Raw genomic sequence first — 19,016 nt, 5'->3', positions numbered from 1 at the left:
GGTCGTCACGCAGGGGCACGGAACACCTCGCCGCCGAGCACCGTGCCCCATACCGGCATCTCATGCAGGTCGTCGACAGGTACTTCGAACGGATCGGCCTCAAGAACGGCGAAGTCGGCATACTTGCCGACTTCGATACTGCCGACAAGATGATCCATCCCCAACGAGAACGCGGCGCCCAGCGTGATGGCGTGCAAGGCATCCGCCACCGGCAAGCGCAGCGACTCGCCCAACACGCGTCCCGACGACGTCTCCCGTTTGGCTGCGCACCAGGCGGTGAACAGCGGATTGAGCTGGGTGATCGGCGCATCTGAATGCAAGGCGAACGGCAGGCCGATCTGACGTGTAATCTCGGCGGCGTCCATCCGATTGGCGCGATCCGGGCCCATCGTCTGCTGATAGTGCGCGTCGCCCCAGTAGTAGACGTGGTTCGCGAAGAAGTTCACACACATGCCGAGCCGTTGCGCGCGCGTGAGCTGCGCGACATCCGCCATCTGACAGTGCTGCAACGTGTGGCGATGGTCGACACGCGGATGCAGCGCCAGCATCGCCTCGATCGCGTCGAGGACAACGTCGGTCGCCTCGTCGCCATTCGTATGAATGTGCAATTGCAGGCCTGCCGCGTGGAACGGCATGAACGTCTCGACCAGTTGCGACGGCGGAATCAGCCAGAGCCCGTTGGGCTTGCCATTGTGGTATCCCGGCCAGCGCAGTCGCGCCGTAAAGCCTTGAATCGAGCCGTCGACGATGAATTTGACCGGTCCGTAGTGGAGCTTGTCTGTGTTGCCCTCGCGCGCGCTCAGCACGCGTTGCGGCCCACCCTCCGGGCACCGCTGCGGCGCAAACGCCGGCACGATGCGAATCGGATAGGCCGGGTCGCGGGTCACCTCGTGAAGGTTCGCGTTGCCTGATGGCGTCAGGTCGTTGACGAGGTCGGTGGCCGTCGTCACCCCGGCCAGTTGCGCGACGCGGCCGAAATTCCAGATTGCGCGAACACTCTCGCTCGCGGCAATCGATAGCCCTTCCCCAATGACGCGATACACGGGGAACATCGCGGCGAATTCCTGCAACTCGCCGGTCGGCTCGCCATCGGCGCCCATGACGACGCCTTCGACATCGGTGTCGCCGTCGATGCCCGCCAGGGCGAGCATTGGCGTATTCACGTTCATCAAATGCACACTGGCGTGCAGGATGGCGATGGGGCGGGTGGCGGACAAGGCATCGAGGTCGCGCGCGACGAGCGGCGTGCCCTCGAAGAAGATCGGATCGTAGCCCCAGGCGAGCAACGGCTTGGGGTCGCCAGTCATGCGATGCTCGGCCTGGCGCAGCCTGTCCAGCACGGCAGCCGGCGATTTCAACCCTTCCCACATGTGGCCGTCGGGGCCGCGCCGGTCGTAATAGCCCACGTAGACCGCGTCCCACATCGCACCTTCCATCAGATGGCAGTGCCCCTCCACGAGGCCGGGCATCAGCACCTTGTCACGCAAGGTGTCGATCGGCGCCGCGTCGGTCCAGCGACGCATGCTCTCCCGATCGCCGACGGCCAGGATGCGGCCGTCGCAGACGGCCACATGCGTGGCCATAGGCTGCGCCGGGTTCATCGTCAGAATCTTGCGGGCGACGTACACGCGAATGTCGTCGCGGCTGGCTGCGGCGTTGTCTCTGTCTGTCATCACGACTTCTTGTAAGAGGAGAGCGAGCCGACCCCCGGCTCCATCGATGGCGCGCGGCGGCCGCCAAGCAGCACGTTGAGCACCGACATCACCACGATGTTGACGACCAGGCAAATCAGCCCGAGGTTCACGCCGCCGAGGTCGGGATTCTTGAAGTAGAGCACGAGCGCCAGGCCTTGGCCGGCCAGCACGCCCGCTGCGACTGCCGACGCCCGGACACGCAGACGTAAAACCACCGCGACCACGCCCGGCAGGAATTGCGTTACCCCGTAATACGCCATGTTGATCAGCGTCAGCATGAGGTTCGGCGTGAGCAGCGTGAGCACGATGGAGCCAAGCAGGTACAGCACGATCACGACCTTCGAGCTGGCTTTCTGACGATGCTCAGGCATGCCAGACAGGATGTTTCGCGTGACGATGGGACCGAGCGCAAGGCAGATCCCCGCGAGCACCAGCAACCCCGACAACGCCGCGCCCGCCGCCACGAGACCGACCAGCCACGACGGCAGCAATTGCGTCACGGCGGCGAAGAACGCTTCGTTCGGCGACGCCAGCGTGATGTTCCGGCTGATCGCGTAATACGACGCCAGCACGAGGAATGGATACATCAGCATATATAGCGGCATGGCGACCTGCGTGCGGCGAATCGTCGACGCGCTCTTCGCGGTGAAGAAGTTCTGCACGCCAAACGGCATCACGTACATGCCGAGCGACTGGAAGACGATCGTCGTCATGGCAAAGGTGAGCTGCTGCGTGCTCATCGCGTTGCTGACGTGCTGGCTCGCCGCCTGGAATACCGGCGTTACCCCCACTTCCCACGCCACGGCCACCCCGGTGATCACGATGGCGGCCACCATCAGCACGTCCTTGAGCACCGCGATGTAGGCAGACGCCCGTACCCCGGCAATCGCGATGTAGATGAAGGCCAGCATTGCCGAGAAGGCGATGAGCCACAGCGGCTGGAAGTTCCACCCGAGCCCCCTGAGCGCCGCCACCAGACCTGTGAACTGCAACTGGCCCCACGGCAGCAGGAAAACGATGGCGCTCACCGCCACCACGAGTTCGAGAAAGCGGTTTTGAAAGTGTCCCTTGAACAGATCGGGGAGCGTGATGGCGTTGTAGCGCTTTCCGGCATCCCAGATCTTCGGGCCGAGGAAATACCCGACCGGATACGCCAGCAGGATGTAACCGAGGAACCACACGCCATAGGTCGGCCCCTTGGCGTATATGCCGCCGGGAAAGCCGACCATCGTGCCGATGCTGTAGATCTCACCGGCCGCGAGGAAGAACACCAGCCATGCGCCGAACTGGCGCGACGCGACGAAGAAGTCGTGCACGCTCTGCGGGCCGCGTCCACCGCGCGCTCGCAATGCGAGATAGACCGACAACAAAATGAAGCCGGCAAAGATAAGGGTTGCCATCGACGTAATCTCCGGAGATTCGGTAGTCCAGCGCGAATGAGGCGTGAATGAAGCGCGATCCGGGCTATCTGGGGGCGGCGGCAAAGCGCGGCGGGTGCCAGAAACAAAGGGGGACGAACGTTACGCCGGTTCCTCGACGGCATGCCGGTCGAAGAGCGCCCAGCACAGCCAAAGGCAGCCGGACGTGAGCACGAACCACAGGAAGATCCAGCCGTAAATGAACGGCACGCCGAGCACATAGCGGTCGACGGACGCCGCCCAAGGCAGCAATCCCACGACACCGAGATACGGTAATCCAAGACCAATGAACCATCTGAGCATCTTCTGTCTCCGCTGCGCGAGGCGTTGTTCGGCATGTGTGCACCGGCGACCGCAGTGCACGCGTGGCCCGCATCGCCGAATGACGATCCGAGGCCGGTTTTCTGGTCCAGTATCCCCAACCAAAATTCGCGCCGTTTAGAGCCACATGAGACAAAAATGTGGTGCCAGACACGCGCTTGCCAACGCGCGAAAACCCCACGGCGATGCCGCTTTGCACTGGCACCATCACAAAGCGGCGGTGGTACTAATCGCGGCAAGATGTTCTTGGCAGTATGGTCACATTTCCGTCAGGAGCCTACCGTGGGTACGATTGAAACCTTCGCGCTGGATCGTCGCTCCGAAGCTGCACCATACGATCCCCTCTACGATCCGCTAGTCTCGGCCAGCCCTGGCCTCGGCATGGACTATGCGCCCACTTACTGGGTCGCCACCGCGGGCGACGCGCCCGAAGACGACGGCCCGCTGCCCGGCGATGCCGACGTCGATGTCGTTGTCGTCGGCGCCGGTTTCACCGGCCTGGCGACCGCCCTGTTCCTCGCTCGCGAGCACGGCATTCGCGCCATGGTGCTCGAAGCGAACCGCACCTGTTGGGGCTGTACCAGCCGCAACGGCGGTCAGGGACAAAACGCCAGCGGACGACTGTATCGCTCACAATGGATCGCGCGCTGGGGCAAGGAAACCGCCCTGCGTCTCGACGCCGAAATTCGCGAAGGCTTCAACACGTTCAAGTCGCTCGTCGCCGAAGTGCCCGAGTGCGAGCCGCAACCGGGCGGCCATCTCTACATCGCGCACCGCGATCGCAAGATGGAGTTCCTGCGCAGCGAAGCCAAGGTCATGCGCGACGTGTTCGGCTACGACACGCGCATCCTCTCACGCGACGACGTCCGCGAGCAGTACGTCGACGACCAGGAAAACTGCGGCGCGATGCACGAACCCGATGGCATCGGTGTGCACCCGCTCAAGCTCGCCTTCGGCTATCTGCGTATGGCCCGCGCCCTCGGCGCTCGCGTGCATCCGTCCACGCCCGTGCTGGATGTCCAGACGATCAATGGCGTGCATCACGTGCGCACGCCGCGCGGCGTGGTGCGTGCCAAAGCCGTTGCCTTCGCCACCGGCGGCTACACGCGCAACGACGTGACCAAGGCCCTGCGCGCCAAGATCATGCCGATTCTGTCGAACTCGCTGGTGACGCGCGTGCTCACGCCCGAGGAACTCGCCGCGACGAACTTCCGCACCCACGAAGTCATCACCGATACGCGCACGCTGCGCTACTACTACCGCCTGCTGCCGGACAACCGCGTGCAGATCGGCAGCCGCAGCTCGATCACCGGGGCCGACGCGCAGAATCCGAAGCACATGGCCGTGCTCGTCGAAGGCCTGCATCGCAAGTTTCCGGCGCTGCGCGGCATTCATGTCGACTACTCGTGGTGGGGCTGGGTCGACGTGAGCCACGACATGATGCCGCGCGTCACGCAGCCCGATCCGCGCCAGAGTCTGTTCTACGCCGTGGGCTACGGCGGCAATGGCGTGTCGTTCTCCGCGCATGCGGGACGCCGCCTTGCACAACGCATTGCCGGACAGCGCGACCCGTCGTGGAACCTGCCGATCTACGACTCGGCACTGCAATACCCGAATGTGTTCGGCGCCGTGCAGTGGCAAGGCTTCGCGCCGTTCCGCCGCATCGGCCAGCGCTTCCTCTATCAGAAGTATCACGCGCAAGATGAGGCGCGTTGATCCCTTTGCCTCTTTGCCTCTCTGCTTTTTTGGACTTTGCCATGACGACTCAACACGACTCCGCCGACCTCCAGTTGCTCACGACCTTCAATGACGCCTGGAACCGGCACGACATCGATGCCCTCATGGCCTGCATGACCGACAACTGCGTGTTTCACGCCGTGGCAGGCCCCGACGTGATGGGCCGCACCTTCGAAGGCCGCGACGCCGTGCGCGCCGCGTTCCAGGCCGCGTGGGAGACCTTCCCCAACGCGTCGTGGACCGAGGGTGCGCATTTCGTCACCGGTAATCGCGGCGTGTCCGAATCGACCTTTCGCGGCACGAAGGCCGACGGCACCCGCGTCGAGGCCCGCATGGTCGACGTCTTCACTTTGCGCGACGGCAAGATCGAAGTGAAGAACGCATTCCGCAAAGACCGTCCGGCGCTCTGAGACCGACCCCGACACCCCGTGGGTCTATGGCACTGTCGCTGTCAATTTCGTTTTTCAATACAAAACGTACCAAATAATAAAAATACTGATTGACCACGGCACATACTTCGCCTAGATTTCCACTTACACAACTAAATCGGAATTATTTGTTCCGTTTATTTTTCACTGGAGACATCCATGAACGCCAAAGATTCGGCTACGGCCACCCAGCAACTGACTGCCTCCGACGGTGGCCCGCAGGCCATGACGCCTTCCGAAGCGTTCGTCGAAACGATGGTCGCCAACGGCGTGAGCGAGATGTTCGGCATCATGGGCTCGGCCTTCATGGATGCAATGGACATCTTCGCACCGGCCGGCATCCGTCTGATCCCCGTGGTGCATGAGCAAGGCGCCGGCCACATGGCCGACGGCTACGCCCGCGTCTCGGGCCGCCACGGTGTCGTGATCGGCCAGAACGGCCCCGGCATCAGCAACTGCGTGACGGCGATTGCCGCCGCTTACTGGGCGCACAGCCCGGTCGTGATCGTGACGCCGGAAGCCGGCACGATGGGCATCGGCCTGGGCGGCTTCCAGGAAGCCAAGCAGCTCCCGATGTTCCAGGAATTCACGAAGTACCAGGGCCACGTGACGCACCCCGCCCGCATGGCTGAATTCACCGGCCGTTGCTTCGATCGCGCGATGGCCGAAATGGGCCCGACGCAACTCAACATTCCGCGTGACTATTTCTACGGCCAGATCAAGGCCGAGATTCCGCGTCCGCAACGCCTCGACCGTGGCGCGGGCGGCGACGAGCGCCTGAACGAAGCCGCCGAACTGCTTGCACAAGCCAAGTTCCCGGTCATCATCTCGGGCGGCGGCGTGGTCATGGCCGACGCCATCGAAGAGTGCAAGGCGCTCGCCGAACGCCTCGGTGCACCGGTCGTGAACAGCTATCTGCATAACGACTCGTTCCCGGCCAACCATCCGCTGTGGTGCGGCCCGCTCGGCTACCAGGGCTCGAAGGCCGCCATGAAGCTGCTGGCGCAAGCCGACGTGGTCGTGGCGCTCGGCTCGCGCCTCGGACCGTTCGGCACGCTGCCGCAGCATGGCATGGACTATTGGCCGAAGAACGCCAAGATCATCCAGATCGACGCCGATCACAAGATGCTCGGCCTCGTGAAGAAGATCTCGGTCGGAATCTGCGGCGATGCGAAGGCGGCGGCCGTCGCACTGTCGCAGCGCCTGGCCGAGCGTACCCTCGTGTGCGATGCCACGCGCGCCGCGCGCGCCGACCAGATCGCCACGGAGAAGGCCGCGTGGGAGAAGGAACTCGACGAGTGGACCCACGAGCGCGATCCGTACAGCCTCGACATGATCGAGGAACAGAAGCACGAACGCACGTTCAACGGCGGTGAATACCTGCATCCGCGCCAGGTGTTGCGCGAGTTGGAAAAGGCCATGCCGGAAGACGTCATGGTGTCGACCGACATCGGCAACATCAACTCGGTGGCCAACAGCTACCTGCGCTTCAACAAGCCGCGCAGCTTCTTCGCGGCCATGAGCTGGGGCAACTGCGGCTACGCGTTCCCGACGATCATCGGCGCCAAGGTCGCCGCACCGCACCGTCCGGCCATCTCCTACGCCGGCGATGGCGCCTGGGGCATGAGCCTGATGGAAACGCTCACCTGCGTGCGCCACAACATTCCGGTCACGGCCGTGGTATTCCACAACCGCCAGTGGGGTGCGGAGAAGAAGAACCAGGTGGACTTCTACAACCGCCGCTTCGTGGCGGGCGAACTCGACAGCCCGAGCTTTGCCAACATCGCCCGCGCGATGGGCGCGGAGGGCATCGTGGTCGACCGTCTGGAAGATGTCGGCCCGGCGCTCAAGAAGGCCATCGACCTGCAAATGAATCACGGCAAGACGACGATCATCGAAATCATGTGTACCCGCGAGCTCGGCGACCCGTTCCGCCGCGACGCCCTGGCCAAGCCGGTGCGCATGCTCGACAAGTACAAGGACTACGTCTGACGTCATCGAGATCGTTCGCGTGACAGCGCTCCCGGCTCTGTGGGTGCCGGGGGCGCTTTTCTTTTTGACATCGACATCATGAAAGCCATCCATCGCATTATCGACACGGCGCGCCGCGCACCGATGCGCATCGTCCTGTGCGAATCGGAAGACGAGCGTGTGCTCGCCGCCGCCGCACGGGCCACGCGCGAGGGCATCGCCCGCATCCTGCTCGTCGGCGACATCGGCAAGACACAGCGCGCGGCCGAAGCGGCGCACATCGACCTGGCCGGCATGGAGCTGATCGATCCGGCCACGTCGCCGCTGACGGATGCCTTCGCCGAGACCTGGTACGGCATGCGCGAGAAAAAGGGCATGACCCGCGAGCAAGCTGCCGAGGAAATGCGCTCGCCACTGGGCTTCGCCAACATGATGGTGCGCCTCGGCCACGCCGACGGGTCCGTCGCCGGCGCGCTCAACACCACGGCGGACGTGGTGCGCATGGCGATACAGATCATCGGGGTGCAGCCATCCTTCCAGCTCGTGTCGAGCTTCTTCCTGATGATGCTCTGCGAGCCGTTCCACACGATGAAGGGCGGCCTGATCTTTTCCGACTGCGCCCTGGTCGTCGATCCCGACGCCGCCCAGCTCGCACAGATCGCGCTCGCCGCCGCCGACAGTGCAAGCGCCCTGCTCATGGAACCGCCGCGCGTCGCGATGCTCTCGTTCTCGACCAGTGGCAGCGCAAAGCACGCCGCCGTCGACAAGGTGGTGACAGCGACCCATCTCGTACAAGCCGCACGCCCGGAACTGGCCATCGATGGCGACGTCCAGCTCGATGCGGCCATCGTCGCCGAGATCGCCCAGCGCAAGGTCGCGCACTCGCAAGTCGAGGGGCATGCCAATACGCTCATCTTCCCGAATCTCGACGCGGGCAACATCGGCTACAAGCTCGCGGAACGCATCGGCGGGGCAAAGGCTATCGGCCCGCTCTTGCAAGGGCTGAACCGGCCCGCCAACGACCTGTCGCGCGGCTGCAGTGCCGACGATATCTATTACGTGATCGGCGTGACCTGCGTGCAGGCGCAGGCCGCCCAGGCCAAGCTCACCGGAACCTCGCCGCTCGCCACCCGGCCATGACGCTTGACGCGCTGCTTCATGCGTTGCTTCATGCCCTCCAGGCCGACCTGCCGTTGATGCTGCTGCTGGGTTTCGCCACGTATTTCCAGACCGTCACGGGCTTCGGCCTGGGCATGATCGTGTTGGGCGGCGCCAGCGGGTTCGGGCTGGCGCCGGTGGCAAGCGTGGCGATCCTGGTGAGTCTGGTGACGCTGATGAACAGCGCCCTTGCGCTACCCGGCACCCTGCATCACATCGACTGGCGCGCCGTACGGGCCGCGACGCTCGGCATCCTGCCATCGGTCGTCGTCGGCGTGCTGCTCTTCGATTACCTGAACGGCACGGCGTCGAACGCGCTGCATCTGCTGCTCGGTGCGGTGGTGCTGTACGGCGGCATCGGCTCGGCGCTGCGTCCAGCGCCGAAGTTCAAACGCTCCGGCGACATGGGCTTTTTCCTCAGCGGTGTTTTCGGCGGACTGCTCAGCGGGATGTTCGGCATTTCCGGGCCGCCGCTGATCTTCTATTTCTATCGACAGCCGCTCACACTGGTGCAGATTCGCTGCGCGCTGATTCTGCTGTTTGCCGTCACGGCGTCGATCCGCACGCTCTATAGTGCTGGCACGGGACAGTTGCCCGCGTCGATGGTGTGGCAAGCGGCGATCGCGCTACCTGTCGTGACGTTCGCCACCTTGTTCGCCCGCCGTTATCCGCCACCGCTCTCGAGCGTGACGACGCGGCGCATCGCCTTCCTCACACTGATCCTGCTCGGCACCCACCTGATCGTGAGCGCGTTGAGGGAAATGGCGTAGGCGCAACGCCTACGCCTGCGCGCGCCGCCCACCGCGGCCGATCCAGTCGACGAGTCTCGCGAACATCGTCATGTCGGGCGGCGACGTCAGGTCCAGGGCAAGCGAGTTCCGGTAATACGGGCTGAGATCAAGACCGACGCCAAGCCCCAATACCTCCACGTCGCCCAAGGCCTGCTGTTGCGCCACGACTTCGCGCAGGTGATGGTCGAGATAGTGGTCGTCGTTAGCCTGGTTCGTGGCGGCGTCCATCGGACTGCCGTCGGAAATCACGATCAGCAGGCGCCGGTTGACACTGCGCGAGCGCAAACGCTCGCATGCCCACTCGACGGCCTCGCCATCGACCCCCTCGCGAAACAGATCGGCCTTGAACAGCGACGCGATGTCGGTTCGGGCGCGTCGCCAACTCGTCACGGCGTCCTTGAAGATCAGATGCGAGACTTCGTTCAGACGCCCCGGGAACTTGGGCTTGCCGCGCGCGAGCCAATCGGTGCGCGCGCGGCCGCCGTTCCATGCATCGGTTGTGAAACCGAGGATCTCGTTGGTGACGCCCGCCGCATCGAGCGCCCGCGACAGGACGTCGACGATCATTGCGACCGCTTCGATCTGCGCCTTCATCGACCCCGAACAATCGATCAGCAAGCTCACCATCGACTCCGCGATCAACGTGTGCTTTTCGAGCCGGAAGAGTCGCCGCTCGGCAGGCGAGCTGACCAGTTGCGCGAGCCGTCGCCCGTCGATGCGTCCTTGCTCTTCTCCGAACGACCAGCCGTCGCGCTGCGGCGTCGCCAGCGCCGCCTTGAGCGCGCGCGCGAGCCTCGGCACGTTGATCGCCTGCGCGACAATGCGCGCGTCGAGCCGTTCGCGAAACTCAGTCAGCAGCGCACGGCGCACCAATGTCCCGGCATACAGCTCACGGTCGTAACGCTGGGTGAAAACGCAGTAGCCCTGCACCGATGCCGTGAGCACGCGGCTATCGCCCGAATGCGCGAGCGTGATGCCATCCTCCTCCTGGTCGTCGTCGACATCGAGAAACAGCGAAAACGCGTTGCGCACGCCCTTCTCGTCTTCGTCGTCCTTGTCGTCGCCCTCGGCCTGCTCACCGCCTGCGGCACGAATCAGGCCCGCGATATCGGCGGCCAGCGCGCGCGCGTACGCGGCGAAGGCTGCCTGATCGGCACACGTTCGGCGCATGCCCGCGAGGGCGCCGCCGATCTGTGGCGCGACGGCCATGCGCGTCGCTTCGATGAGACCTTCCGTATCCTCGATGACCGGGTAGCCGGTCAGCCGCGACCAGCCCATCTGGGCGACGGTATAGAGCAGCAGCCCGACATGACTGTCCGCCACGCCAGCGGCATGCATCGCGCGCGACCAGGCTTCGAAACGATCGCGCAGATTCTGCGCCACGCCGGGCATGCCCGCCGGGATGAACGTCTCGCAGCGCAATTGCTCCATCAGCTCGAAGAGCAGCCGTTCGAGCGGTGCGTCCGGTTGCAGGCGGCGATGCAGCGCCGCGTCGCTGTGCCGCAGCCGCAGCGCCGCACCGTCGGCGGCACCGCGCAGCGTCGCCAGCGGGTCCGCGGGTTCCGGCAGCGTTTGCAGATGCGGGGCATGCAAGGGCAGCGGCCGCATGTTCCGGCACAGGCGCGCGCCGCTGTAGTGCAGCGCGGCGTCGCCGGTCAGCGCGCGCACCGTCGCGGCGCACAGCGCTTCGCCACGCGCGGCGCGACGTGCCGCCTCACGCTCGGATATCGTCATGACGCATCGGCCAGCAGCGACCGGCCGCCGTCGTTCGCGGGCAACTCCCCACCGAAGGCGCGCTGATAATACTCGGCCACCACGGCGCGCTCGGCCTCGTCGCACTTGTTCAGGAACGTGAGCCGGAAGGCCAGCCCGGCATCGCGGAAGATGCCGACGTTCTCCGCCCAGTTGATGACCGTGCGCGGCGACATGAGCGTGGACAAGTCGCCAGTCGCGAAGCCCTTGCGCGTGAGTTCCGCCACGCTCACCATCGAGTCGATGAGCGTACGCCCGTCGTCGGTGTCGAGTTCCGGTACGCGCGCCAGCACGATGCCGGCCTCGTCCTCGCGTGACAGATAGTTGAGCGTCGCCACGACATTCCAGCGGTCGATCTGCGCGTGATTGAGCACCTGCGTGCCGTGGTAGAGGCCGTTGAGATTGCCGAGGCCGACGGTGTTCGTCGTGGCAAACATGCGAAAGCCGGGGTGCGGATGGATCACGCGATTCTGGTCGAGCAACGTGAACTTGCCGTCGCGCTCCAGGATGCGCTGGATCACGAACATCACGTCGGGGCGCCCGGCGTCGTATTCGTCGAAGATCAACGCGACCGGGCGTTGCAGCGCCCACGGCACGATGCCTTCCTGGAACTCCGTGACCTGATGGCCGTCGCGCACGACGATGGCGTCCTTGCCCACCAGGTCGAGGCGGCTGATGTGCCCGTCGAGATTCACCCGCACGCAGGGCCAGTTCAGCCGCGCCGCCACCTGCTCGATGTGCGTGGATTTGCCGGTGCCGTGCATGCCCTGCACCATCACGCGCCGATTGCGCATGAAACCGGCCAGGATCGCCAGCGTCACATCAGGGTTGAAGCGGTAAGCCGTGTCGATCTCGGGCACGTGATCGTCGCGCTCGCCGAACGCCGGCACCTGCAGATCCGTGTCGATGCCGAATAGGGTGCGGGCATCGAGCAGGCGATCCGGTTGTTGGGTTGCGGTCTCCATCACGTCCCTCTCCTGTTCCAAAACGGTGTCAGCGCATCATAACGTTAACCATTTTTAGAAACAATTCGTTCCGGATAATAAAATCACTGATTGACGATGCCCGGTGGCTCGTCTACATTCGAACGAACTGAAACACATCGGAACCCAGCCCATGCCGTTCAATCCGTCCGATGGCCCGTTTGGGTACAATATCGCTGATCCATTTTCCGGAACGGCGCATATGAACGACGCAGCACCCCAGCTCGACTCCCCGGCAGACAACAAGGCGGATACCCCGACCCTGCGGGCGTTCGCGTTGCTCGAATATCTCGTCGCGGCCGACGCGCCGGTCTCGCTCGCCGACATGGCGCACGACATCCAAATGCCGAAGGCCTCGCTGCACCGCATGCTCGGCTCGCTCGAAGCGGGCGGGCTGGTGATTCGCGAGCCGGGGCAGAAGAACGCCTATGTGATCGGCCCGCGCCTCGCGCAACTGAGCCTGGGCGTCATGATGCAGGCGGGCGCACGACGCATGCGCCATGCGATTCTCGGCCGTCTCGTGGCCGATCTGGGTGAGACCTGCAACCTCACGATGCTGCACGAGACCGAGGTGCTTTATCTCGACCGCATGGAAGCGCCGTGGCCGCTGCGTCTCGATCTCAAACCGGGGTCACACGTGCCCGCGCACAGCAGTGCGAGCGGCAAGCTGATGCTGGCGATGTTGCCGCGCGAGCAACGCGCCGCCCTCCTGCGCGCCATGAAGCTGCAACGCTTCACGCCGAACACGCTCACCGATCCCGAACTGCTGGAGAGCGAACTCGACCGCATTGCGCACAAGGGCATTGCGGTCGACAACGAAGAGTTCGTGCTGGGCATCGCCTGCGTGGCCGCGCCAGTGCTCAAGGAAGACGGCACGTGCATTGCCGCCGTGGCCGTGCACGCGCCCGTCTCGCGCACGTCGCTGTCCAAGGCCATGGAGTTCGTGCCGCGGCTGCAGGACGCCGCCAAGGAACTCGCCAAGACCTTCTGACGCGTCAGACCGCTCTGCGCTGTTCGCGGGCGTCGGCCTGCTTCGCCAGCGCCTCCTCCTTGCTGGCCCGCTGCCAGTCGAGCAGCGGTGCGAGCGCCGTCGCCGTCTCGCGCAGCGTGGGCACCATCGCCAGCAGTTGCTCCAGCGTCACCCGCGCCGTCGGGCCATGTACGGCGAGTACCGCGCGCATATGGCCGTCGTCGAGCGCGCGCACCGGCACGCCGACGGCCACCATGCCGCGCACGAACTCCTCGTTATCGATGCCGATGCCGCGTGCGGCCAGCCGGTCCAGTTCGGCTTCCAGCAGGCTGGCGTCGGTAATGGTGCGCGGCGTCATCCGCTTGAGCGCGAGGCGCGAGAGCACGGCGCGACGATCGGCCACCGGCATCTGAGACAAAAACAGCTTGCCGCTCGCCGTGCAGTGCAGCGGCACGCGCATGCCGGGATGCATCTGCATGCGCAACGGCTCGCTCGTCTCCACCCGTTCGATGTAGAGGATCTCGTCGCCATCGAGCGCCGTCAGGTTGACGGTCTCGCCGACGCGGTCGACCAACGCACGCAGCAGCGAACGCGCCGCGCGCGTGAAGTTGTTGTTCGCCAGCGTGACCAGTGCCAGTCGCGCCGCCCGCGGCCCCAGCGACAGTCCCCGCTCCGAACCGCGCGAGTCGGGCACGTGCGAGACATAGCCACAGATCTCGAGCGCCTCGATCAGGCGCATGAGCGTGGCCTTCGGAATCGACAGACGCGTCGCCAGTTGCGACAAGGTGTACGGCTGTCCAGCCATGGCCAGTCGCTCGATGACGGCAAGCGCGCGCAAATTTCGCGCCTCGTCGCTCGCGCGCAACTCCCCTCCGTCCAACGTGACCGACTCGCGCATTGCCCCTCCTCATCCGTCGCAAACACACAATAAAAGAAACAAAATATACCAATTTTTTAAAAATCATCCGCCTCGGGATTACCCCGGGGGGATGCTTCCGGGACCGCACAGTGCCCCCGTCATCGCCCCGTCAAGCGCGCATACCCGTCTTAGTAAAACCCCGCAGATGCGCTGCAGCAATCGGCTCGTTCTGAGACGGCAAGCGCGGAATCCGTTTCAGTTTTCCGCCCCACACCGTTTTTTGCTTGGCATTTGCAGGCGGCTCGCCGACATTGGATCGAAACAATCCGAAACGAATCGTTTCATCCAATTCGAAGCAGACGCGAGGCAGGAGACAAGCGGTATGGAACATGAGGTCGACTATCTGATCGTCGGTGCGGGCTCAGCCGGGTGCGTGCTCGCCAACCGGCTGAGCGCAGACCCGGGCAATCAGGTGCTGCTGCTCGAGGCCGGCGGCCCCGACAGCAATCCGTGGATTCACATCCCGGTCGGTTACTTCAAGACGATGCACGACCCGGCGCTCGACTGGTGCTATCGCACCGAGGCCGACGCCAACGTCGCCAACCGGCAGATCGACTGGCCGCGCGGCAAGGTGCTGGGCGGCTCCAGTTCGCTCAATGGGCTGCTCTACGTGCGTGGACAGCGCGAAGACTACGACCACTGGGCGGCACTGGGCAATCGCGGCTGGCGCTATGCCGACGTGCTGCCCTACTTCCGCAAATCGGAAGACCAGGAGCACGGTGCCGACGAGTACCACGGCGTTGGCGGCCCGCTGAAGGTCTCCGATCTGCGCCTGCGCCGACCCATTGCAGAACACTTCATCGCTGCGGCGAAGGACACCGGCATCCCATTCAACCCGGACTACAACGGCGCGACGCAGGAAGGCGTCGGCTATTTCCAGCAGACAGCGTTCCGGGGCTTTCGCTGGAGCACGGCCAAGGGCTTTCTGAAGCCGGCGCGCGGGCGTCGCAATCTGGTGGTGGAGACGCGTGCGCAAACCTGTCGCGTGCTGTTCGAAGGCAAGCGCGCGGTGGGGGTCGAGTATCTGCAGAATGGCGAGCGCAAGAAGGCACGCGCGCGCGTCGAGGTCATTCTCGCGGCCGGGGCCATCGGGTCGCCACAGTTGCTGCAAAACTCGGGGGTCGGTCCGACCACGGTGCTCGCCAGGGCCGGTGTGGCGCTGCGGCATGCGTTGCCCGGCGTGGGCCAGAACCTGCAAGACCACCTGCAGGTGCGTCTGGTCTTCAAGACCCGCGAGCGCACGCTCAACGACGAGGTCAACAACCCGCTGCGCAAGGCGCTTATCGGTCTGCAATACGCGATGTTCCGCACCGGGCCGCTCACGCTCGCCGCCAGCCAGGTGACGATCTTCACGCGCTCGCGCCCGGACGTCACGCGGCCCGACATCCAGTTCCACATGCAGCCGCTCTCGGCCGACAAGCCGGGCAAAGGCGCGCACCGCTTCTCGGCATTCACCGCATCCGTATGCCAATTGCGCCCGTTCAGTCGGGGCAGCGTCGAGATCCAGTCCAACGATCCACTGCAGTATCCGGCAATCCACGCCAACTATCTGTCGGACGCGCGCGACCATCGCGTCGTGATCGACGGCATCAAGGTGGCGCGCCGCATTGCCGCCGCGCCGTCGCTCGCACCGCACATCCTCGGCGAGTTCATTCCCGGCGCACAGTACCAGAGCGACGACGAGTTGCTCCAGGCCGCGCGCCAGTTCAGCCAATCGATCTATCACCCGGCGGGCACTTGCCGGATGGGTCACGACCCGATGGCGGTCGTCGACGACCGTCTGCGCGTGCACGGTCTTGCGGCGCTGCGCGTCGTGGACGCGTCGATCATGCCCGAGCTGGTCTCGGGCAACACGAATGCACCGACCATCATGATTGCCGAGAAAGCGGCCGACATGATTCTCGAAGACAGGAAGCAGGTGTCGGGCATGCAGGAGATCCGCGGCAGCGAGGAGGCGCCAGCGGAAGCGGCACGCGTTGCCGTCGCGATTTAGCCAGTCACGTCAGCCCCCAACCATTACAAGATTCGGAGACAACCATGAATGCATCGAAACAGACCGACGCCCGGCAGATGCGCCGTGTCGTCGTCGCCAGCCTCATCGGCGCCACGATCGAGTGGTACGACTTTTTCCTGTACGGCGTCGTCGCCGGCATCGTGTTCAACAAGCTGTATTTTCCCGGCGGCGACCCGCTCGTCTCGACGATGCTCGCCTACGGCACGTTCGCTGTGGGCTTTCTCAGCCGGCCGTTGGGCGGCGTGATCTTCGGGCACTTCGGCGACAAGCTCGGCCGCAAGAGCATGCTCGTGATGACGCTCACCATCATGGGCATCGCCACGATGCTCATCGGGCTGGTACCCACCTATGCGCAGATCGGCCTGTGGGCGCCCGTGCTGCTGCTCGTGCTGCGGGTGCTGCAAGGCATCGGGCTCGGCGGCGAGTGGGGCGGCGCGGTGCTCATGGCATTCGAATTCGCCCCGAAGGAGAAACGCGGCTACTACGCGAGCCTTCCGCAGGTGGGCCTCGCTCTCGGCCTGTGCCTCGCCTCCGGCGTGGTCGCGGTGCTGTCGTACACGCTCACCACGGCCCAGTTCCTGGCGTGGGGCTGGCGTGTCGCGTTCTTCCTGTCCGTGGCGCTGGTGGCCATCGGCATGTACATCCGCCTGAACGTGATGGAGACGCCCGAGTTCTCGAAGATCAAGAAGGCCGGTGCCGAGATCAAGATGCCGATTGCCGAAGTCCTTGTGCGCAGCCCCGGCAATGTACTGGCCGGCATGGGCGCACGCTTCATCGACGGCGTGTTCTTCAACATCTTCGGTGTGTTCTCGATCGCCTACCTGACGCAGACCCTCAAGCTGTCGCAGACCGAGGCGCTCACCGGGGTGATGGCCGCCGCGTTCGTGATGATCTTCACCATTCCGTTCTTCGGTAAGCTGTCGGATCGCATCGGCCGCACGCGCATCTACTTCTGGGGTTCGCTCGCGACCGGCCTGTCGTCGTTCGCCGGATTCTGGCTGATGAGGGCGAGCGGCGGCAACGTGATGCTCGTCTGGTTGTCCATCGTGATTCCGCTGGGCGTGATCTACGCGTCGATCTATGGACCGGAAGCGGCCCTCTTCGCGGAACTGTTCGACGCCAACGTCCGCTACACCGGCATCTCCTTCGTGTACCAATTCTCGGGCATCTTCGCGAGCGGCCTGAGTCCGATCATCGCAACGTACCTGTTGCAGAAGAACGGCGGCGAGCCCTGGATGATCTGCATCTACGTGCTGTGTGCCGGCCTCATCAGCGCGCTGTCCGCCGCGTGGATCGGCCGCCGCAAGCGCCGCCAGAACGTATGGCAAGGGGCTGGCGTGACCGAGCATTGAAGGCGCGGTTGCAGGCGCCCTGACGCCCGGGCCCAGGTTTGGTGCAAAGGCGGCGCATGCTGGTGCGATGCGTCGCCCCCCGGGCGTAAAATCGCGGAAAATCATGGACAATAGCGGCGGCGCCGCTGGGCGCCTTTGAGCATGCTTCTTGCTCATCTATTCTGTATCTAACCATGCCGCCCCCGCGCCCGTCCCTACCATGACCATGATCGATCTCGACGCCCCCGGTTTGCTGCCGCCCCGTTTGACGGCAGCCGACGACGGCCGGCGCATCGTCATTTACGGCGATTTCACGATCTGCAGCGTCTTCCAGCCGGTTTTCTCGGTTTCGCACCGGCGCGCCATCGGCTATCACGCCTCCCTGCGCGCGCACGACGCGCAAGGCCGACACACCCCGTCGCACGAGGTCTTCACGTTGGCGGCACGGCACGGCGACATGCTCGAACTGGGCCGGCTTGCCGAATCGCTGCATCTGGGCAACTTCCAGGAATTCGACGGGCGCGACGCGTGGATTTTCCTGAGCCTGCACCCGGCCGCCCTGATGGACACCGTCTACGGCGACGCGCTCATCGCCACGCTCAAGGCCATCGGCCTGTCGCCGCAACGCGTGGTGCTCGAAGTGCCCGAACAGGCGGGCGGCGACACCCCGCGCTTCGGCGCCATCGTCGGCAGTCTTCGCAAGGCGGGCTTCCTGATCGCGCTGGGCGGCTTCGGTGCCAAGCATTCGAACATCGACCGGGTATGGGATCTGCGACCTGACATCGTGGTGCTCGATCGCGGCATTCTCGCGCAGGCGACCGAGCAATCGCATCTGGCGCGCGTGCTGCCAGGACTCGTGTCACTGTTGCACGAATCGGGACAACTGGTGATGATGGGCGGCCTCACGACGGATCGCGAAGCGCTGATCGCCCTGGAGTGCAATGTCGACTTCGTGCAGGGGCAATACTTCGCGGGCCCGGACGTCGATCCCGTGCAGCCGAAGGTTGCCGCCGAGCGCATGGACGCCCTCTCGTCGGCACTTCGCACGCAACTGGTCGAACGCGAACGCGCCGAGCACGCGCGGCTTGCGCCGTATGTGGCGGGCATCGAGGCCGCCGCCGCGCACTTGGCCCAGGGGCAGGACATCAAACACGCCACGCACGACCTGCTCGCGCTGCCCGATGCGGCGCGCTGCTTCTTGCTCGATGCCGCCGGACGCCAGATCGGCGACAACGTGCTGCCGCACAACCATTCGTCGCAGCGCGCCAAGCGTTTCCGGCCGCTGCTGCATTCCGAGGGAGCGAACTGGGCACGGCGTCCGTATTTCATCGAAGCCATGCGCGCGCCCGGCGAAGTGCACTTCACCTCGCCCTATCTCTCGATCAACGAGGCTCACCTGTGCGTGACCGCCTCCATCGCCACGCCCGCCAGGCAGGGCCTGCACGTCCTCTGCGTCGATATCAACTGGTAACGGCGAGCGATAGCACCGCGCTGACATGCCAACGCCCCCGTGCCTCATCCGAGGTACG

At 64.8% G+C, this 19,016-nt stretch carries 16 protein-coding genes; 9 read left to right on the top strand and 7 right to left on the bottom strand.

Annotated elements, in window-relative coordinates; genetic code table 11:
- Positions 1-5: 5 nt before the first annotated feature.
- The 3 genes from PTE31013_RS03650 to PTE31013_RS03640 all read right to left on the bottom strand — a co-directional run bounded on the left by PTE31013_RS03650 (position 6) and on the right by PTE31013_RS03640 (position 3,415).
- Positions 6-1,673, bottom strand: a complete 1,668-nt coding sequence (locus tag PTE31013_RS03650; RefSeq protein ID WP_150611432.1) for an amidohydrolase — start codon at positions 1,671-1,673, stop codon at positions 6-8.
- The gene (locus PTE31013_RS03645; protein WP_150611431.1) at positions 1,673-3,094 is read right to left on the bottom strand and encodes a sodium:solute symporter family protein; all 1,422 of its coding nucleotides are present in this window, start codon (positions 3,092-3,094) and stop codon (positions 1,673-1,675) included. Before PTE31013_RS03645 ends, PTE31013_RS03650 begins: the two co-directional genes overlap by 1 nt.
- Positions 3,095-3,214: 120 nt before the next feature.
- Positions 3,215-3,415, bottom strand: coding sequence for a DUF3311 domain-containing protein (locus PTE31013_RS03640; protein ID WP_150611430.1), 201 nt, complete (start codon positions 3,413-3,415; stop codon positions 3,215-3,217).
- Positions 3,416-3,715: 300 nt separating this feature from the next.
- Here PTE31013_RS03640 and PTE31013_RS03635 point away from each other — a divergent pair, with 300 nt between their 5' ends.
- The 5 genes from PTE31013_RS03635 to PTE31013_RS03615 all read left to right on the top strand — a co-directional run bounded on the left by PTE31013_RS03635 (position 3,716) and on the right by PTE31013_RS03615 (position 9,497).
- Entirely contained in the window at positions 3,716-5,149 is a 1,434-nt protein-coding gene (locus PTE31013_RS03635) for an NAD(P)/FAD-dependent oxidoreductase (RefSeq protein ID WP_174978411.1), read from the top strand.
- Between the two features lie 41 nt (positions 5,150-5,190).
- Positions 5,191-5,580 (top strand): nuclear transport factor 2 family protein, encoded by a 390-nt coding sequence (locus PTE31013_RS03630; protein ID WP_150611429.1) that lies wholly within the window; start codon positions 5,191-5,193, stop codon positions 5,578-5,580.
- 177 nt (positions 5,581-5,757) lie between these two features.
- Positions 5,758-7,590, top strand: a complete 1,833-nt coding sequence (gene xsc, locus PTE31013_RS03625; RefSeq protein WP_174978410.1) for a sulfoacetaldehyde acetyltransferase — start codon at positions 5,758-5,760, stop codon at positions 7,588-7,590.
- A gap of 78 nt (positions 7,591-7,668) precedes the next feature.
- Complete coding sequence (gene pta / locus PTE31013_RS03620) at positions 7,669-8,709, top strand: phosphate acetyltransferase (RefSeq protein ID WP_150611428.1); 1,041 nt, start codon at positions 7,669-7,671, stop codon at positions 8,707-8,709.
- Entirely contained in the window at positions 8,706-9,497 is a 792-nt protein-coding gene (locus tag PTE31013_RS03615; protein ID WP_150611427.1) for a sulfite exporter TauE/SafE family protein, read from the top strand. Before pta ends, PTE31013_RS03615 begins: the two co-directional genes overlap by 4 nt.
- Before the next feature lie 9 nt (positions 9,498-9,506).
- Here the strand turns inward: PTE31013_RS03615 and PTE31013_RS03610 are convergent, their stop codons facing one another.
- A complete protein-coding gene (locus PTE31013_RS03610; RefSeq protein WP_150611426.1) occupies positions 9,507-11,252 on the bottom strand; it encodes a cobaltochelatase CobT-related protein in 1,746 nt (581 codons plus the stop codon).
- On the bottom strand, positions 11,249-12,235 hold the full coding sequence (locus PTE31013_RS03605; RefSeq protein WP_150611425.1) for an AAA family ATPase: 987 nt from the start codon (positions 12,233-12,235) through the stop codon (positions 11,249-11,251). Before PTE31013_RS03605 ends, PTE31013_RS03610 begins: the two co-directional genes overlap by 4 nt.
- Positions 12,236-12,455: 220 nt before the next feature.
- On the opposite strand from PTE31013_RS03605, the gene PTE31013_RS03600 reads away from it, so the two are divergent.
- Positions 12,456-13,244, top strand: coding sequence for an IclR family transcriptional regulator (locus PTE31013_RS03600; RefSeq protein WP_150611424.1), 789 nt, complete (start codon positions 12,456-12,458; stop codon positions 13,242-13,244).
- A 4-nt stretch (positions 13,245-13,248) separates the two neighbouring features.
- Here PTE31013_RS03600 and PTE31013_RS03595 read toward each other — a convergent pair whose 3' ends face one another.
- Both PTE31013_RS03595 and PTE31013_RS03590 read right to left on the bottom strand, forming a co-directional pair.
- Positions 13,249-14,121 carry an IclR family transcriptional regulator gene (locus tag PTE31013_RS03595; RefSeq protein ID WP_150611423.1) on the bottom strand — a complete coding sequence of 291 codons (873 nt, stop codon included), beginning with the start codon at positions 14,119-14,121 and terminating at the stop codon, positions 13,249-13,251.
- Between the two features lie 130 nt (positions 14,122-14,251).
- Complete coding sequence (locus tag PTE31013_RS03590) at positions 14,252-14,473, bottom strand: hypothetical protein (protein WP_150611422.1); 222 nt, start codon at positions 14,471-14,473, stop codon at positions 14,252-14,254.
- On the opposite strand from PTE31013_RS03590, the gene PTE31013_RS03585 reads away from it, so the two are divergent.
- The 3 genes from PTE31013_RS03585 to PTE31013_RS03575 all read left to right on the top strand — a co-directional run bounded on the left by PTE31013_RS03585 (position 14,465) and on the right by PTE31013_RS03575 (position 18,958).
- Positions 14,465-16,135: a GMC family oxidoreductase gene (locus PTE31013_RS03585; protein ID WP_150611421.1), complete on the top strand. Its 1,671-nt coding sequence runs from the start codon at positions 14,465-14,467 to the stop codon at positions 16,133-16,135. The two genes, PTE31013_RS03590 and PTE31013_RS03585, sit on opposite strands and share 9 nt — an antisense overlap.
- Before the next feature lie 44 nt (positions 16,136-16,179).
- A complete protein-coding gene (locus PTE31013_RS03580) occupies positions 16,180-17,508 on the top strand; it encodes an MFS transporter (RefSeq protein WP_150611420.1) in 1,329 nt (442 codons plus the stop codon).
- A gap of 199 nt (positions 17,509-17,707) precedes the next feature.
- Entirely contained in the window at positions 17,708-18,958 is a 1,251-nt protein-coding gene (locus tag PTE31013_RS03575; protein WP_150611419.1) for an EAL domain-containing protein, read from the top strand.
- Positions 18,959-19,016 lie beyond the last annotated feature (58 nt).

Origin of the sequence: Pandoraea terrigena (assembly GCF_902459705.1) — a bacterium.
Classification (GTDB): Bacteria; Pseudomonadota; Gammaproteobacteria; order Burkholderiales; family Burkholderiaceae; genus Pandoraea; species Pandoraea terrigena.
The sequence above is the reverse complement of the archived record's forward strand: the minus strand, read 5'-3'. Positions and strand labels throughout refer to the sequence as shown.

Coding starts and splice junctions, on each gene's coding strand:
- PTE31013_RS03650 (WP_150611432.1), bottom strand. CDS start 1,673: ATGACAGACAGAGACAACGCCGCAGCCAGCCGCGACGACATTCGCGTG.
- PTE31013_RS03645 (WP_150611431.1), bottom strand. CDS start 3,094: ATGGCAACCCTTATCTTTGCCGGCTTCATTTTGTTGTCGGTCTATCTC.
- PTE31013_RS03640 (WP_150611430.1), bottom strand. CDS start 3,415: ATGCTCAGATGGTTCATTGGTCTTGGATTACCGTATCTCGGTGTCGTG.
- PTE31013_RS03630 (WP_150611429.1), top strand. CDS start 5,191: ATGACGACTCAACACGACTCCGCCGACCTCCAGTTGCTCACGACCTTC.
- xsc (WP_174978410.1), top strand. CDS start 5,758: ATGAACGCCAAAGATTCGGCTACGGCCACCCAGCAACTGACTGCCTCC.
- pta (WP_150611428.1), top strand. CDS start 7,669: ATGAAAGCCATCCATCGCATTATCGACACGGCGCGCCGCGCACCGATG.
- PTE31013_RS03615 (WP_150611427.1), top strand. CDS start 8,706: ATGACGCTTGACGCGCTGCTTCATGCGTTGCTTCATGCCCTCCAGGCC.
- PTE31013_RS03610 (WP_150611426.1), bottom strand. CDS start 11,252: ATGACGATATCCGAGCGTGAGGCGGCACGTCGCGCCGCGCGTGGCGAA.
- PTE31013_RS03605 (WP_150611425.1), bottom strand. CDS start 12,235: ATGGAGACCGCAACCCAACAACCGGATCGCCTGCTCGATGCCCGCACC.
- PTE31013_RS03600 (WP_150611424.1), top strand. CDS start 12,456: ATGAACGACGCAGCACCCCAGCTCGACTCCCCGGCAGACAACAAGGCG.
- PTE31013_RS03595 (WP_150611423.1), bottom strand. CDS start 14,121: ATGCGCGAGTCGGTCACGTTGGACGGAGGGGAGTTGCGCGCGAGCGAC.
- PTE31013_RS03585 (WP_150611421.1), top strand. CDS start 14,465: ATGGAACATGAGGTCGACTATCTGATCGTCGGTGCGGGCTCAGCCGGG.
- PTE31013_RS03590 (WP_150611422.1), bottom strand. CDS start 14,473: ATGTTCCATACCGCTTGTCTCCTGCCTCGCGTCTGCTTCGAATTGGAT.
- PTE31013_RS03580 (WP_150611420.1), top strand. CDS start 16,180: ATGAATGCATCGAAACAGACCGACGCCCGGCAGATGCGCCGTGTCGTC.
- PTE31013_RS03575 (WP_150611419.1), top strand. CDS start 17,708: ATGACCATGATCGATCTCGACGCCCCCGGTTTGCTGCCGCCCCGTTTG.